Consider the following 14,023-nt stretch of genomic DNA (forward strand, 5'->3'; position numbering starts at 1 on the left):
GGAAGAGTCAGGCGGAGTGGAAGACGGTGTGGAGGTCGCCGACCGCTTCGCGGCCGCCGAGGCCGTCGATCTCGAACAGCACGGAGATGCCGATCACGTGGCTGCCGAGGCGCTCGACCAGTTCGCGACCGGCGGCGAGAGTTCCTCCGGTCGCGAGCACATCGTCGATCAGCAGCACCCGCGAGCCGGCGGGCAGGTCGTCGTGCATCTCGATCGTGGCGGTGCCGTACTCGAGCGCATAGTCGACGGACGCCGCGGGCCTGGGCAGCTTGCCGGCCTTGCGGATCGGGATCAGGCCGACGCCTGCGGCGATGGCGGCGGCGCTGGCGAGGATGAAGCCGCGCGCCTCGATGCCCGCGATCACGTCGAACTGTCCGGCGAAGGGCTCGATGATCGCCTCCGTCGTCACGCGGAGGGCCTCGGCATCGGCGAGAAGAGGCGTGATGTCGCGGAAGATGATGCCCGGCTGAGGGTAGTCCGGCACGTTGCGGATCAGGGCTTCGGCACGGACGAGGGCGGGGGAGAGGGTGGCGTCGGGCACTGCCCAAGGGTACCGCCGGTGCGCGACTCCTCAGAAACACCGGCCCCGCTCCCCGCGAGGGGCTCGAGGCGGTGCCAGGAGCGAATTCTTGAGGAGCTGTGCACGGCCCCGGGCCCCCACCGGCGCGGCTTGACACCCGTGGGAGCGCTCCCATAGAGTGACTGCTCAATGCGTGGGAGCGCTCCCACGCGTCCCGAAGCACCACACCGCACGACCACCACAAAGGAGTGAACTGTGAACACACGTGCCCGCCACCGGATCCTCGCGATCGCCGCCGTGGCCTCCGCATCCGCCCTCGCCCTCGCCGGCTGCTCCGGCGACAACGGCGGCAGCGGTGACGCGAACGGCGACGAAGAGGTCACACTGACCGTGACCACGTTCGGAACCTTCGGCTACGAAGACCTCTACAAGGAGTACGAGAAGGCGCACCCGAATGTGAAGATCGAGGCGACGAACATCGACACCGGCGGCAACGCCCGCACCGATGCCTTCACCAAGATCGCTGCCGGCTCCGGTCTCAGCGACGTCGTCGCGATCGAAGAGGGCTGGCTCGGCGCGATCATGGACGTCTCGGACACCTTCGTCGACCTGCGTGACTACGGCATCGAAGACCGCAAGGACGATTGGGTCGACTGGAAGTACGGCCAGGCCACCGACGCCGAGGGCCGCGTGATCGGCTACGGCACCGACATCGGCCCGAGCGGCATCTGCTACAACGGCGCCGCGTTCGAGGCCGCCGGCCTCCCGAGCGACCGCGAGTCGGTGGCCGAGCTGCTGAACGGCGACTGGGCGAACTACTTCAAGGTCGGAGCCGACTACACCGCGAAGACCGGCAAGGCCTGGTACGACCACTCCGGCTTCGTCTGGAACGCCATGGTGAACCAGCTCGACGAGGGCTACTACACGAGCGACGGCAAGCTGAACGTCGAGGACAACGCCGAGCTCAAAGAGCGCTTCGAGCAGCTCGGGGCCGCGACCGAGGGCGGCCAGTCGGCCGCGCAGACGGCCTGGGACTGGAACGGCGGCAAGTCGTTCGTCGACGGCACCTTCGCCACCTTCGTCTGCCCGGGCTGGATGCTCGGTGTGGTGCAGGGTCAGGTCGAGGCCGGCGGCGGTGACGCATCGACCGGATGGGACTTCGCCGACGTGTTCCCCGGAGGTGCGGCCAACTGGGGCGGCGCGTTCCTGTCGATCCCGGAGTCGTCGCAGCACAAGGAGGCGGCGGCCGAGCTGGCCGACTGGCTGACCCAGCCCGAGCAGCAGGTGAAGCAGTCCGCTGCGGCGGGCAACTTCCCCTCGACGATCGAGGCGCAGGAGACTCTCGCGGCCGACGCGACGCCGAACGCGTTCTTCAACGACGCTCCCACCGGCGCGATCCTCGCCGAGCGTGCCAAGGGAGTCGTCGCGCAGTTCAAGGGCGCCGACGACTCGGTCATCCAGGAGAACGTCTTCGGGCCGGCGCTCAGCAGCCTCGACCGCGGTGACACCGACACCCAGGGCGCCTGGGACCAGGCCATCGGCCTGCTGAACGACCTCGTCGGCTGATCGTCTCCGCTCCGACAGGCTCAGCGACCCCGCAGATCGGGGGGCTGAGCCTGTCGGAGCCCCGGCAAAGGACCCTCATGACTCTCACCGCACCGCCGGCGCAGCAGCAGCGCACCGCATCCGCGACCTCGGACGCCCCGGCGAGACGCTCCTGGCGCCACCGCCTCTCCCGGTTCGACCAGAACGCCTCGCCGTACTTCTACATCTCGCCGTTCTTCCTGCTGTTCGGGCTGGTCGGCCTGTTCCCGCTGCTCTACACGGTCTGGGTGGCCGTGCACGAGTGGGACCTGCTCAAGGGCGAGGGGGAGTTCGTCGGCGTCGGCAACTTCGCCAAGATCCTCGGCGATGCCATGTTCTGGAACTCGATCGGCAACACCCTGAGCATCTTCCTGCTCTCCGCGATCCCCCAGCTCGGGGTCGCGCTGGTGATCGCCTACCTCCTCGACCGCGGGCTGCGCGCCCCGACGTTCTGGCGCATGAGCGTGCTCATCCCGTTCGTGGTCACCCCTGTCGCGGTCGCCATCATCTTCTCGAGCATCTTCAACGAGGCCGACGGCCTGGCGAACAACCTGCTCAACCTCATCGGCATCGCAGACCAGGAGTGGAAGCACAACACCGCCCTGTCGCACATCGCGATCGCCGTGATGGTGAACTTCCGCTGGACGGGCTACAACGCCCTCATCCTGCTCGCCGCGATGCAGGCCGTGCCGCGCGACCTGTACGAGTCCGCCGCCCTCGACGGGGCCGGTGCCGCTCGCCGCTTCTTCTCCATCACGATTCCCACGATCCGTCCCACCCTGATCTTCGTGATCATCACCGCGACGATCGGCGGCTTGCAGATCTTCGCAGAGCCGCGTCTGTTCGACGTGTCGACGGCCGGGGGCATCGGCGGCAGCGACCGCCAGTTCCAGACGACGGTGCTGTTCCTGTGGGAGCTGGCGTTCTTCCGGCGCAACCTGGGTGAAGCGTCGGCGGTCGCGATCCTGCTGTTCCTGCTGATCGTGCTCATCGGCGTGATCAACTTCCTCATCTCCCGACGCATCTCCACCGGGGATGCACCGAAGGGCCGCGCCGCCCGCCGCAGCGCGCGCACCGCCGGCGCGGCTGCGACCGCAGCCGCAGCCGGCACGACGATCGCCATCACGACCGAGGAGAACGCGCGATGACCGCCACGCAGGCGCTGAGCGTCCCCGAGAAGATCCGCCGGCGCCGTGCCGCCACCGGAGGCACGGCCGGCATCGGCAGCCGCCCCGGCTTCCTCACCTATGGCCTCCTCGCTGCCTTCATCATCGGCAGCGTGTATCCGCTGTGGTGGTCGGTCGTGGTCGCGAGCGGCACCAACGCGACGCGCGGGGAGACGCTGCCCCTCATCCCCGGCGGCAACTTCTTCACCAACGCCGCCAAGGTGTTCGACGCGATCCCGTTCTGGCTGGCGCTGGGCAATTCGTTCCTCATCTCGGGCATCATCACCGTCTCGGTGGTCACGTTCTCGACGCTCGCCGGATACGCGTTCGCCAAACTGCGCTTCAAGGGGCGCGACGGACTCATGGTCTTCGTGATCGCGACGATGGCCATCCCGACGCAGCTGGGCATCATCCCGCTGTTCATGCTGATGCGCGAGCTGGGCTGGACCGGCTCGATCGGCGCCGTCATCGTGCCGACTCTCGTCACGGCATTCGGTGTCTTCTTCATGCGCCAGTACCTGGTGGACGTGATCCCCGACGAGCTGATCGAGGCTGCGCGCATGGACGGCGCGAACCAGTTCCGCACGTTCCTGACCGTCGGGCTCCCCGCGGCCCGGCCCGCCATGGCGATCCTCGGCCTCTTCACCTTCATGACAGCGTGGACCGACTACCTGTGGCCGCTGATCGTGCTCTCCCCCCAGAACCCGACCCTGCAGACGGCGCTCAGCCAGCTGCAGTCGGGGTATTACATCGACTACTCGATCGTGCTCGCCGGAGCGGTGCTCGCGACCCTTCCGCTGCTCGTGCTCTTCGTGGTCGCGGGTCGGCAGCTGGTCAGTGGCATCATGGCTGGCGCGGTGAAAGGATGACCCCTATGACCCGCTCCTTCCCCGAGAACTTCCTCTTCGGCGCAGCCACGGCCGCGTACCAGATCGAAGGGGCGGCGTTCGAGGACGGGCGCACCGCATCGATCTGGGATGCGTTCTCGCGTGAGCCGGGCGCCGTGATCGGAGCGGAGAACGGCGACGTCGCGTGCGATCACTACCATCGGTACCCGCAGGATGTCGCGCTCATGAAGCGGCTCGGCCTGCAGACCTACCGGTTCTCCACCTCGTGGTCCCGGGTGCGTCCTGACGGCGGAGCGGTGAACGCCACGGGCGTCGACTTCTACGAGCGCCTGGTCGACGAACTGCTCGCCGCCGACATCCTCCCCTGGCTGACGCTGTACCACTGGGACATGCCGCAGGCGCTGCAGGAGGTCGGGGGATGGACGAACCGCGACACCGTCGACCGCTTCCTGGAGTACGCGGGGACCATGCACGATGCGCTCGGCGACCGGGTGAACGTCTGGACCACGCTGAACGAGCCGTGGTGCTCATCGTTCCTCTCCTACACGGCGGGTGAGCACGCGCCGGGGCACACCAGCATCGCGGAGGGGCTGCTCGCCGCGCACCACCTGCTGCTCGCACACGGCAAGACGGTACAGGAGCTGCGGGGGCGCGATGCCTCGCTCAATCTCGGCATCACGCTCAACCACACGGTCGCCGATCCTGCCGACCCGCAGAACCCGGCCGACGTCGACGCCGCCCGCCGCGTGGACGGACAGTTCAACCGCTGGTTCCTCGACCCGATCTACCGCGGCAGCTATCCGGCCGACATCGTCGAGGACATCCGTGGGGTGGACTTTGAAGCCGTCGCGACGTTCGAAGCGGCTGTGCACGACGGCGACCTCGATACGATCGCGCAGCCCATCGACACCCAGGGCGTGAACTACTACCACGGCGACTTCGTCTCGGGCACGGCACCGACCGAGGAACCCGTCTCGGCCGAGCCCGACACCGAGCGCGTGCGCCGCAGCCCGTATCCGTCGAGTGAGGGCATCCACGCGGTCGAGCGAGGTCTGCCCCGCACGGCGCAGAACTGGGAGGTGCAGCCCGAGGGGCTCACCCGTGTGCTGCAGCGGGTCTGGACGGAGTACGCCGAGCCCGCGGGAACGGTGCTCTACATGACCGAGAACGGCGCGGCCTACGACGACGTCGTGGTGGTCGAAGACGGCGAGCCACGCGTGCACGATACCGACCGTGCCGAGTTCCTCCGGCTGCACCTGGGTGCCGTGCTCGACGCGGCGGAGGCGGGTGTCGACGTGCGCGGCTACTTCTACTGGTCGCTTTTCGACAACTTCGAGTGGGCCTGGGGCTACGACAAGCGCTTCGGCATCGTGCGCGTCGACTATGACACCCAGGAGCGCACCCTCAAGGACTCCGCCCACGAGTACACCCGCATCATCGCCGCTCGCGCGCTCTGAGCCGGGCGCCGGGGATAGTCTGACGGCATGACGCGTGTGTGGCTCACGCCGTGGGAGTGGGCGTGCTGCGGAGACCCGTTCGAGATCGGCGGCGAGGTCGACTTCGGGATCCGGTCGCGTGATCCGGAGGGTCTGGTCGACGAGCTGGGGGCGGAACTGGCTGGCACCGTCGATGCGCTGGAGTCGCATCACGAAGAGGAGCACGCGGATCGGGTTCGCGGCAGAGTCATCGCGGTGCATGAGGTCAGTCGGGAGGTGGTCGAGCGCAGGTTCGAGCACTTCGTGGACCCATTCGCCCGGGCCCGGACCGCCGGTAGGCTGCAGCTTCCGAATGGCGTGTCCGCGGGGGCGAGATTCTCGCGGCAAGGGTCCAGCATCGAACGGGTGCCCGGCACGACCCGCCTGTCTTCCGTCGGCGGACTACCGGTCGCGGCCGTCGAGTATCACGGGCCGTCGACCCGACCCGCTGACGCCGAGGATTCGCCGGTCGAGGAGCGGCGACGTCAACGGATCGGTTGGCTCGTCGACGTCGACGAGCTCCAGCCCGCCCCTCGAATCGCGTGAATGGTTCGATCCGCAGTCGAGATGCGACCATTTGCGCGATTCGAAGCGAGATGGCCGCGTGACCGGTGAGAATAGGGCGATGGAAGAGGACGTGCGTTGATGTCGCCCCGAGCGACCATCGAAGAGGTGGCGTCGGCTGCCGGTGTCTCCCGGTCCACCGTGTCGCGGGTCGTGAACGGCTCGACGGCCGTGAGTCCCGAGGCCCTCGCCGCCGTGCGCGCAGCCATCGACGAGCTCAACTACGTGCCCAACCGTGCGGCACGCTCACTCGCGTCGCGTCAGACGCACGCCATCGCGCTGATCGTTCCGGAGGACACCACGCGCTTCTTCGGGGACCCGTTCTTCGCTGCGATCGTCGCGGGCATCACCGGGGCGCTGGGCGGCTCGGACTACCTGCTCAACCTGCTGATCGCGAGCGATGACCCCGGCGACAAGATGACCAGCTTCGTGCGCAACGGCGGAGTCGACGGCGCGCTCATCGTGTCGCACCACACGAGCGATGCGTTCGTCGATCGGATAGCGGATGCGGTGCCCGTCGTGTTCGGCGGACGCCCTGTGCGTCGAAACGAAGGCGACTACGTCGTCGACGTCGACAACGTCGCGGGGGCGAGGAATGCCACCCAGCGATTGATCGACATCGGTCGCACCCGCATCGCCACGATCTCGGGTCCGCTCACGATGGTCGCCTCCGAGGATCGCGTACAGGGCTTCCGGGCCGCTCTCGCCGGTGCGGGGCTCACCCCGTACGCGGAGGAAGAGGGCGACTACAGCGAGAGCAGCGGGGCAGAGGCCGCGAGGCGCTTGCTCGACGGGGGCCGACCTGATGCGATCTTCGTCGCGAGCGACCTGATGGCCCGCGGTGCGCTGACAGCCCTGCGCTCGGCCGGCCTGCGGGTGCCGGAGGACATCGCGCTGGTCGGCTTCGACGACTCCTCGGTCGCCGTCACGACGGACCCGCCGCTCACCACGATGCGCCAGCCGATGTACGCGCAGGGTGAGGCCATGGCGCGGGTGCTGCTGTCACGTCTCGCGGGCGAGAATCCGCCGACCACGACGATCCTTCCGACCGAGCTGGTCGTCCGCGGCTCCGCCTGAGCGTCGCGCGGCCGTCAACGAGGGGAAGGACACGGCTGCGGCCCTGGCGCCCCCTCCGGGCCAGGCCCACAGCCGTGCGTCTGAGGGCTCAGTCGACGAGCGAACTGAGCAGATCACCGCCGAACAGGGAGATGGCGGTGATGCCGGCCGAGAGCAGCAGCACCGCGGCGGTGCCTGCCACGGCGAAGACGGAGATCCCGCGACCTCCCAGCCGCTGACCGCGGAGGCCGATCGAGACGCCGGCCCTGGCGGCGAGGCCCCCGGCGTCGTCGTCGCGATACAGCTCGGTGCGTGCGGTGAAGCGCCGGTGGAACTCCTCGGCCAGGGTGACGGCGGCCGCCATGGTCTCAGCCCGATCGAACCGTGTGCGCGACGGCAGGTAGACGTACAGGCGATCGGAGACGAGCTCGATCTCGGCACCGGAACCGAGGTCGAGCACCCGGGCCATCAGGTCGGGGGTGAAGATGTACAGGGCGTCCTGCTGATACCCCTCGGGAACGATGAGACGGAACGTCTTCGCGAAATCCCCCTCCAACTCCATGCGGGCTGCTCCGCGTCCGAGCCCGAGCGTGGGGACGATGCTGTGCTTCCGGTTCGCCAGCACGATGTGCGGGACGGATGCGGGCAGCGGCAGCTCGATGAAGGCGAACGGGCGCTGGATCGTCGCGCGCTCCTGCCCCCGCGAGACCGAATGGTGCATGCCCAGCTCGAACGGCATCCGCGCGTCATCGCAGGCGATGACCGCTCGTTCGCGACCGTGCACGACTCTGGTGAAAGCCGCGCCGGGGCGGCGGGTGCGCTCGAGGAGGTCGGCGTACGCCCAGCCGTTCTGCCACGCGAATGCGGCGATCTTCACCCGACGACTCAGGCCCACCGCCCACCAGAGGAAGCCGACGGCGGCGAGCACCGTGTACCCGATGACGAAGATCCCGAGGATCGGCGCGACCGTGAGGATGTCGCCGCGCCCGAGGAACCACAGCCCTGTCAGCATCGCGACGGCGAACAGCAGCACAGCCACCAGGATCACGAGGAATCGGCGGTGCGGCGGGATCCCGCAGATGCGCTCGTAGGTCAGGATGTCGCGGAGGCCGGCGCTTCGTCGCAGCGGTTCCAGGTCGACGGCTACAGGCTCCATGACAGCGTCGCCCACGGCCCGTTGCGCTTCTCCGTCGCAGCGGCCTTGAAGTCGGACCAGCCGTCTCCGAACTTCTCGAACGACTTCTCCTCGACGTTGCCGTCCGACCAGTGCATGACGCGACCCACGATGTAGCTCAGCCCGAAGTCGGCCCACGACTCGAAGGCCGGGCGGCCGTCGACGTTGATGCGGTGGATGATCGCCCGCGCTTCGGCGACATCGGCGTGCCCGAGCGCGACGCCCCACGTGGCCATCGCCACGGCCTGCCCGATCCCGTAGCCGTCGAGGGTCTTCACGAACAGGTCGGGCGTGACGATGTCCTTGCCGACGCGCTTGCGCACCTGTGCCTCCGCGTACTCGATCGAGGTGACGAAGGTGCGGGCGTCGCGCTTGTCCCCGCCCTCCTGCACGATCGCGGCGAGCCATTCCTTCGCCTTCGGGGCGCGGCCCAGACGCTGAGCGAGTTCGGTGCGCACGGCGAGGTAGAGCACCCACACCTCGCGGCGTCGACGCACGGTGCTGAGGCGCTCGATGTTGGCCAGCCACTCCTCGCGCGTGTGTACACCCCACTGGTCGACGAGCACCTTCTTCTCGCGGTCGCCGAGGAGCGAGGCCGTCGGATCGTTCCAGTGCCCGGAGGGGAGGTTGACGATCTGCAGGAAGCCGAGCGCGATCTCGTCGGCCTCCGCGCCAGTGGTGGAATACTCCGGCGACGCCTTGACCTTCGCGTCGGGGAGGATCCAGGTCACGAGGAAGAACAGCGCGATGACGCCGACGATCGCCCAGGCCCACCACTGACCGACGAGCCACTCGAAGATCGAGGTGATGCTGTTGAAGTCGACGCTCGCGAAAGAGTGCATTGAGGCTCCTGGGAGGGGGTGAATCCGCGCCTGTTCATAGATTGAACAAACATTCAGTGAGTAATCTATACGGCGGGGGGCGATTCGGAAAGACAGGCCGGCGGGACTCAGGAGGTGGATGCCGATGGCACGCTCCGACGAGCAGAACCGGGTGGCCAGGGAGCGCGCCAGGGAGAACATCCTGCAGGCGGCGATCGAGGCGTTCAGCGAGCGAGGCGTCGCGGGGGCGAGCATCGCCGAGATCACGAAGCGGGCCGGCGTCGCGCAGGGCCTCGTGAACTATCACTTCGGCGGCAAGGAGCAGCTCGTCGCCGCCGTGATCGACCGGTGGTTCGAGACCGTGCTCGGGTTCGCCCGTGTCGAAGGCACGCCGGATGAGATGCTCGCCGCGGTGATCGACGGCGCCCTCACCGCGACGGCGTATGCCATACCCCTGCAGCGGGCCGTGCTCGCGATGCAGCAGCAGCCGGCCACGCATCGGCTCTTCGCGGAGTCGGAGGCGCGGCACGAGGCGGGCGCCACCGCGGCGGAGGACGCGGTCCGCGACCTGTTCCGCGCGCGCGGGGCTGAGGACCCGGCGCTGGAAGAGGTCATGCTGCGCAGCACCATCGAGGGCGTCTTCGTGAAGTCCGCCGTCTTCGGCGAGACCTATCCGCTCGAAGAGGCGCGACGGTGGATGTTCCGTCGATACGGACTGCCGGAGCCCACCGCTCCCATCGCGCCCCCGGCTCCGCTCCGCGACGGCGAACCGCGGCCGCGGGCGACAGCGGCTCTGCGTCCGGATGAAGCTGTGCCGAACCCGCGCCTCTGATGCCGCGGCAGCCAGCGGGGCCCGGTCGAGAACGACCGGGCCCCGCTGTCTCCGGCGGTGCGGAGCGTGTCAGTTGCCGTAGAGGGAGACGACGCCGGCGGTGTCGACGCTCGTCATGGACAGGTCGTCAGAGGAGCCGTTGCACTGCGGGTAGTGCATGATCGACGAGGAGTCGTACGGCGTCAGCGGACGCCAGTTGTTGTCCTCGAAGCAGGTGCCGGCCTCCGGGCGGGTGTGCTCGTGGCGGAAGCCGAGAACGTGGCCGAGCTCATGTCCGAGGACGTTCGTCGGGGTCCAGGACGACCCGGGGGTCCAGATCGAGTCGTCGATGAGCACGTTCTGCAGACGCGGTGCCGTGCTCGGGAAGAACGCCCTGGCGATGTACTGCGTCGTCTGGACCGGCTCGACCGAGAACAGGACGGCGTTGTTACGCGTCGTGCAGTTGGCGTCGGCGCTGCTGTCGTAGATGAAGTTCACCTTCGACGACGCGGCCTCCCAGAGTGCGGCGCCGCTCTCCATCGCGTTGACCACGTCGGCGTGACGAGCACCGAAAGCGGTGCTGACGCAGTACGTGAGGTTGCCCACCTGGGTGTTCGACCACTTGTCGTCGATGTTGTTGACCGTGTTGACGATCAGGCCGTTGGTCACGGGGTCGGCGCCGAGGAGCTGCTCGTAGAACGATCGCAGCTCGCCCTGGTTGGAGATCACCTCGTCTCCGTTGACGACGTAGGCGCCGTCGACGTCTCGGTAGGTCGACGCCTCGAACTCCTGGAAGGTGGGGATGTCGTCGGCGTCGGGCGTGGAGTTTGCGGCAGCGGGGATGACCGTGCCGAGGCAGAGCGCAGCAGCCGCGGTAGCGGCGAACGCCAGTTTTCTCGTGAGTCGCAAAGTAGTAGTCCTTTTCGATCTGAACGATTCCGCGCACCCCCTCGGTACGCGGCCTCCGGGTGGACGAGGGAGCAGCTCTGCGTCCCGATCCGTCCGAAGTCCGCTCACGGTAAGCACCGCTTTCACGGGATGGCAAGGCATTTCCCGGCACGTTCACAGATTTATGCACTCAGGTCAGAAATACCGAACATTGTTCTGGTCGAAGGTGCTGCCAGGAGCCGCGAGAGGTCAGGGGTCAGGCATGACCCATGCGGGCGAAGGCGCCGAGCACGCTCCGTTCGGATGCCGTGAGGTATCGCTCCAGCTCTTCCGCGGCCGCCTCGGGACCCCTCTCGAGGAGGGCTGTGAGCACCGCACGGTTCCGACGGACGAACGGCTCATGCAGGGACCGCGGCTCGTCGATCTCGAGGAAGACGAGCCGCAGTTCGGCGGCGACGTCGCGGTAGGTGCGGGCCAGGCGCGCGCTGTCGGCGAGGGCGACGATCGCATCATGGAAGGCCATGTTGGCGCTGCCGATGCGCCGCCAGTCCTCGTGCGGCAGCTGCTCCTCGGCCTCGGCGAGGGCGTCGTGCATGAGCTGTACGGCGGGGTGCTCCGGCTCTGACTGGCGCAGGGCCGTGCATTCGATCACGCGGCGGGCGCGGTAGATGTCGATCACGTCGGCGATGGTGGGGGAGGCCACCGAGACGCCACGGTGCGGGATGTGCTCGACGAGGCCCTGCTCCGCGAGGACGCGGAACGCTTCACGAAGGGTGTTGCGCGAGACGTCGAACTGCTCGGCGAGGGCAGACTCCGAAAGGCGGGACCCCGGCGCGAAGTCGCCGTCGATGATGCGCTGACGGAGCACGTCGGCGAGCGGACCCTGCTGGTTCATGCCTTCATCGTAGGCGTCGGTTCACGGGAGTCGTCGCCGATCGGGTGCCGGAAATCACACGACGGCAACCGTTCTGTAGCGCGGCCGTAACATGATTGTTGAACAATCGGGTTCTATCCGTTCTACACTGGGGGTCACCCGACACCCACCAACGACGATGGGAATCCCCCTCCATGTCTGAGCAGACCACTGCCTCCCTCTCGCCGGAAGACGAAGCCCGCCTCTCCTCCGCGAAGAAGCGCGCCGGGCGCAGCGCCGTCATCGGCGCGATCTTCCTCATGGCCACCAGTGCCATCGGTCCCGGCTTCATCACGCAGACCGCCACGTTCACGGCGACGATGGGCGCGGCGTTCGCGTTCGCGATCCTCGTCTCGATCCTCGTCGACATCGCGGTGCAGCTGAACATCTGGCGCATGATCACCTCTTCCGGAAAGCGCGCGGGTGAACTCGCCAACAGCGCCATCCCGTTCTCCGGGCATCTGATCGCGGTGCTCGTCGTGATCGGCGGGCTGGCCTTCAACATCGGGAACATCGCCGGTGGAGGTCTCGGCCTGAACGCGCTGCTCGGCATCGACGCGAAGCTCGGCGGGATCATCACCGCAGTCCTCGCGATCATCATCTTCCTCGTGAAGAAGGCCGGCCCCGTGATGGACGTCGTGCTCGTGGTGCTCGGCATCGGCATGATCGTCATGACTGTGGTCGTGGCCGTGATCGCGCAGCCGCCGATCGGCGAGGCGCTGCGTCAGACCTTCGTGCCCGATGAGCTCAACTTCGCCACCATCACCACGATCGTCGGCGGAACCGTCGGCGGATACATCACCTACTCCGGCGCCCACCGCTACCTCGACTCGGGTCACACGGGTCCGGAGCACGCCGGCCCCGTGATGCGCGCGGCGACCAACGGCATCCTCGTGACGGGCATCATGCGCTACGTGCTGTTCCTCGCGATCCTCGGCGTCGTGGCCTCCGGCGTCACCCTCGACCTCTCCGGGCAGGGTGCGAACCCGGCCGGTCAGGCGTTCGGTGCGGTGCTCGGCGACGCAGGCCTGCGCATCTTCGGTGCGATCTTCTGGGCCGCGGCGATCAGCTCGGTCATCGGCGCCGCGTACACCTCTGCGACCTTCCTCTCCACGTTCACGAAGAAGCTCAAGGGCGGATGGCCGCTGCAGCTCGCGACCGTCGCGTTCATCGTCGTGTCTCTGGCGGTGTACCTGTCGATCGGCACGGCCCCGGCTGCGATCCTCGTCTTCGTCGGCGGCTTCAACGGCCTGATCCTGCCGATCGGACTCACGGTATTCATGTACATCGGCTGGTTCCGGCGCGATCTGCTCGGCTCGAAGAAGTACCCGATGTGGCTGCTCGTCGCCGGTACGCTCGTGACGCTGCTCACCTGGTACATGGGGATCGTGTCGATCGGTCCCATCTTCGCCTTCCTCGGAATCGGAGCGTGATCGCATGACGTCGATCGACCTGAACTCGGACCTCGGCGAGAACGTCGCCGAGCGGATCGTCAGCGACGACGAGAGCATGCTGCGGCTGGTCACGAGCGCGAACGTGTCGTGCGGCTTCCACGCCGGGAGCCCGGAGGGCATCCGAGAGACGCTCGCGGCCGCGGTGCAGGGCGGCGTCGTGATCGGTGCGCACCCCGGCTACCGTGACTACGAGAACTTCGGACGGACGAAGGTCGACATCGACTCGGCCGCACTGCAGGCGCACGTCGAGTACCAGCTCGGTGCGCTCATGGGTCTGGCCTCGGCGGTCGGCGGCAGGGTGTCGTACGTCAAGCCTCACGGCGCGCTGTACAACACGATCGCGCGTGACGAACGGCAGTCGAAGGATGTCGTCGCGGCCATCAGGGCGATCGACCCGAAGCTCGTGCTGCTGGGGCTCTCCGGTGGTGTCGTGCTCGATGTCGCCCAGCGTGCAGGACTCGAGGTCGCGGCCGAGGCCTTCGCCGATCGCGCCTATCAGCCGGACGGGCAGCTCGTCTCCCGCACCGAGGAGGGGGCCGTGCTGCACGACCCCGCCGAAGTCGCCGAGCGCATGGTGCGCCTCGCCGTCGACGGCGTGATCCGCGCGATCGACGGCACCGATGTACCCGTGGTCGCGCAGTCGATCTGCGTGCACGGCGACAGTCCCGGCTCGGTGGCGATGGCGGCGGAGACCAGACGAATGCTGCAGGATGCGGGCATCACGATCGCCCCGTTCGCGGGAGCCTGAC

The 14,023-nt window shown here is 68.0% G+C and carries 14 protein-coding genes; 9 read left to right on the forward strand and 5 right to left on the reverse strand.

What is annotated here, in order from left to right:
- Positions 1–7 precede the first annotated feature (7 nt).
- On the reverse strand, positions 8–541 hold the full coding sequence (locus ILP86_RS16250) for an adenine phosphoribosyltransferase (protein ID WP_058631608.1): 534 nt from the start codon (positions 539–541) through the stop codon (positions 8–10).
- A 234-nt stretch (positions 542–775) separates the two neighbouring features.
- Between ILP86_RS16250 and ILP86_RS16255 the strand changes: the two genes are divergently transcribed.
- The 6 genes from ILP86_RS16255 to ILP86_RS16280 all read left to right on the forward strand — a co-directional run bounded on the left by ILP86_RS16255 (position 776) and on the right by ILP86_RS16280 (position 7,234).
- A complete protein-coding gene (locus tag ILP86_RS16255) occupies positions 776–2,086 on the forward strand; it encodes an ABC transporter substrate-binding protein (protein ID WP_113681443.1) in 1,311 nt (436 codons plus the stop codon).
- 77 nt (positions 2,087–2,163) lie between these two features.
- Complete coding sequence (locus ILP86_RS16260) at positions 2,164–3,252, forward strand: carbohydrate ABC transporter permease (RefSeq protein WP_193762451.1); 1,089 nt, start codon at positions 2,164–2,166, stop codon at positions 3,250–3,252.
- Positions 3,249–4,139: a carbohydrate ABC transporter permease gene (locus tag ILP86_RS16265; RefSeq protein WP_046746820.1), complete on the forward strand. Its 891-nt coding sequence runs from the start codon at positions 3,249–3,251 to the stop codon at positions 4,137–4,139. Before ILP86_RS16260 ends, ILP86_RS16265 begins: the two co-directional genes overlap by 4 nt.
- 5 nt (positions 4,140–4,144) lie before the next feature.
- On the forward strand, positions 4,145–5,575 hold the full coding sequence (locus ILP86_RS16270) for a GH1 family beta-glucosidase (RefSeq protein WP_193762452.1): 1,431 nt from the start codon (positions 4,145–4,147) through the stop codon (positions 5,573–5,575).
- Positions 5,576–5,602: 27 nt separating this feature from the next.
- On the forward strand, positions 5,603–6,139 hold the full coding sequence (locus ILP86_RS16275; protein ID WP_113681092.1) for a DUF6578 domain-containing protein: 537 nt from the start codon (positions 5,603–5,605) through the stop codon (positions 6,137–6,139).
- 99 nt (positions 6,140–6,238) lie between these two features.
- Complete coding sequence (locus ILP86_RS16280) at positions 6,239–7,234, forward strand: LacI family DNA-binding transcriptional regulator (RefSeq protein ID WP_193762508.1); 996 nt, start codon at positions 6,239–6,241, stop codon at positions 7,232–7,234.
- Between the two features lie 88 nt (positions 7,235–7,322).
- On the opposite strand, the gene ILP86_RS16285 is transcribed toward ILP86_RS16280, so the two are convergent.
- Together ILP86_RS16285 and ILP86_RS16290 are read right to left on the reverse strand one after the other, a co-directional pair.
- Complete coding sequence (locus ILP86_RS16285) at positions 7,323–8,384, reverse strand: hypothetical protein (RefSeq protein ID WP_193762453.1); 1,062 nt, start codon at positions 8,382–8,384, stop codon at positions 7,323–7,325.
- Positions 8,357–9,229: a DUF1266 domain-containing protein gene (locus tag ILP86_RS16290; protein WP_193762454.1), complete on the reverse strand. Its 873-nt coding sequence runs from the start codon at positions 9,227–9,229 to the stop codon at positions 8,357–8,359. The genes ILP86_RS16285 and ILP86_RS16290 overlap by 28 nt, the downstream gene beginning before the upstream one ends.
- Before the next feature lie 124 nt (positions 9,230–9,353).
- On the opposite strand from ILP86_RS16290, the gene ILP86_RS16295 reads away from it, so the two are divergent.
- A complete protein-coding gene (locus ILP86_RS16295) occupies positions 9,354–10,040 on the forward strand; it encodes a TetR/AcrR family transcriptional regulator (protein WP_046746825.1) in 687 nt (228 codons plus the stop codon).
- 69 nt (positions 10,041–10,109) lie between these two features.
- On the opposite strand, the gene ILP86_RS16300 is transcribed toward ILP86_RS16295, so the two are convergent.
- Both ILP86_RS16300 and ILP86_RS16305 read right to left on the reverse strand, forming a co-directional pair.
- Positions 10,110–10,928, reverse strand: coding sequence for a matrixin family metalloprotease (locus tag ILP86_RS16300; protein ID WP_193762455.1), 819 nt, complete (start codon positions 10,926–10,928; stop codon positions 10,110–10,112).
- A 235-nt stretch (positions 10,929–11,163) separates the two neighbouring features.
- Positions 11,164–11,802, reverse strand: a complete 639-nt coding sequence (locus ILP86_RS16305; protein WP_061016961.1) for a GntR family transcriptional regulator — start codon at positions 11,800–11,802, stop codon at positions 11,164–11,166.
- A 173-nt stretch (positions 11,803–11,975) separates the two neighbouring features.
- On the opposite strand from ILP86_RS16305, the gene ILP86_RS16310 reads away from it, so the two are divergent.
- Both ILP86_RS16310 and ILP86_RS16315 read left to right on the forward strand, forming a co-directional pair.
- A complete protein-coding gene (locus tag ILP86_RS16310) occupies positions 11,976–13,253 on the forward strand; it encodes an NRAMP family divalent metal transporter (RefSeq protein WP_046746828.1) in 1,278 nt (425 codons plus the stop codon).
- A 4-nt stretch (positions 13,254–13,257) separates the two neighbouring features.
- On the forward strand, positions 13,258–14,022 hold the full coding sequence (locus ILP86_RS16315; protein ID WP_113681097.1) for a LamB/YcsF family protein: 765 nt from the start codon (positions 13,258–13,260) through the stop codon (positions 14,020–14,022).
- The last annotated feature ends 1 nt before the right edge of the window (position 14,023 follow it).

This window comes from Microbacterium sp. R1 (genome assembly GCF_015159725.1).
Taxonomy (GTDB): Bacteria; Actinomycetota; Actinomycetes; order Actinomycetales; family Microbacteriaceae; genus Microbacterium; species Microbacterium oxydans.

What these genes read in the sequence shown, in the direction of transcription:
- ILP86_RS16265 (WP_046746820.1), top strand. Translation starts at nt 3,249, where the DNA reads ATGACCGCCACGCAGGCGCTGAGCGTCCCCGAGAAGATCCGCCGGCGC.
- ILP86_RS16310 (WP_046746828.1), top strand. Translation starts at nt 11,976, where the DNA reads ATGTCTGAGCAGACCACTGCCTCCCTCTCGCCGGAAGACGAAGCCCGC.
- ILP86_RS16305 (WP_061016961.1), bottom strand. Translation starts at nt 11,802, where the DNA reads ATGAACCAGCAGGGTCCGCTCGCCGACGTGCTCCGTCAGCGCATCATC.
- ILP86_RS16290 (WP_193762454.1), bottom strand. Translation starts at nt 9,229, where the DNA reads ATGCACTCTTTCGCGAGCGTCGACTTCAACAGCATCACCTCGATCTTC.
- ILP86_RS16270 (WP_193762452.1), top strand. Translation starts at nt 4,145, where the DNA reads ATGACCCGCTCCTTCCCCGAGAACTTCCTCTTCGGCGCAGCCACGGCC.
- ILP86_RS16295 (WP_046746825.1), top strand. Translation starts at nt 9,354, where the DNA reads ATGGCACGCTCCGACGAGCAGAACCGGGTGGCCAGGGAGCGCGCCAGG.
- ILP86_RS16275 (WP_113681092.1), top strand. Translation starts at nt 5,603, where the DNA reads ATGACGCGTGTGTGGCTCACGCCGTGGGAGTGGGCGTGCTGCGGAGAC.
- ILP86_RS16280 (WP_193762508.1), top strand. Translation starts at nt 6,239, where the DNA reads ATGTCGCCCCGAGCGACCATCGAAGAGGTGGCGTCGGCTGCCGGTGTC.
- ILP86_RS16315 (WP_113681097.1), top strand. Translation starts at nt 13,258, where the DNA reads ATGACGTCGATCGACCTGAACTCGGACCTCGGCGAGAACGTCGCCGAG.
- ILP86_RS16260 (WP_193762451.1), top strand. Translation starts at nt 2,164, where the DNA reads ATGACTCTCACCGCACCGCCGGCGCAGCAGCAGCGCACCGCATCCGCG.